Consider the following 768-nt stretch of genomic DNA (forward strand, 5'->3'; position numbering starts at 1 on the left):
GGCCCGCAACCGCCCGCCGCCCCTGTGCCACCGCCCACGCCTGAGCCCCGGCCCGAGCCGCCCACGCCGCCGGCCTCCGAGACACCCGCGCCCGAGCCGTCCGACGACGAGCGGCGCGAGGACGAGGCCGCCGCAGACGCGCCGCAAGACGATCCGGCACCCTCCCAGGGCGCGGGACCCTCCGGCGCCACCATGGTGGACCACAGGCCCGACGAGGACGACCAGCCGCTGCCGCCTCCCCGCTGACCCGGGCGCGTGCGGTCCCCGGCCGCCTGCGAGAATCGGCGCCATGCGCGTGTTTCTTGGATCCGACCATGCCGGCTTCGAGTTGAAGGAGCACCTGGTCTCCTGGCTGAAGGCGAACGGGCACGAGCCCGTCGACTGTGGCGCGTTCGAGTACGACGCCGTGGACGACTACCCGCCGTTCGTCCTGCGGGCCGCTGAGCGGACCGCGGCCGAGCCGGGAGCCCTCGGCATCGTCCTCGGCGGCTCGGGCAACGGCGAGGCGATCGCGGCCAACAAAGTGAAGGGCGTGCGGGCCGCGCTGGTCTGGAACGAGGACACGGCCAAGCTCGCCCGCCGGCACAACGACGCCAACGTCATCAGTCTCGGCGCCCGGCAGCACGACCAGGCCGCCGCCACCCGCTTCGTGGAGCTGTTCCTGGAGACGCCCTACTCCCAGGAGGACCGCCACACCCGCCGCATCACCATGCTCGCCGACTACGAGCGCACAGGCGACCTCCCACCCCTCCCGACCACCACCTGAAC

General features: G+C 73.7%; 1 protein-coding gene and 1 pseudogene. Both read left to right on the forward strand.

Features of this window, described 5'->3' with window-relative positions:
• A pseudogene (locus tag E1298_RS47360) lies at positions 1–246 on the forward strand (hypothetical protein); the annotation flags it as partial.
• Between the two features lie 43 nt (positions 247–289).
• Positions 290–766: a ribose-5-phosphate isomerase gene (locus tag E1298_RS47365; protein ID WP_131903910.1), complete on the forward strand. Its 477-nt coding sequence runs from the start codon at positions 290–292 to the stop codon at positions 764–766.
• Positions 767–768 lie beyond the last annotated feature (2 nt).

Origin of the sequence: Actinomadura rubrisoli (assembly GCF_004349215.1) — a bacterium.
Taxonomy (GTDB): Bacteria; Actinomycetota; Actinomycetes; order Streptosporangiales; family Streptosporangiaceae; genus Spirillospora; species Spirillospora rubrisoli.

Excerpts from the sequence above, each read along its gene's own strand:
- E1298_RS47365 (WP_131903910.1), top strand. The coding sequence starts at position 290 with ATGCGCGTGTTTCTTGGATCCGACCATGCCGGCTTCGAGTTGAAGGAG.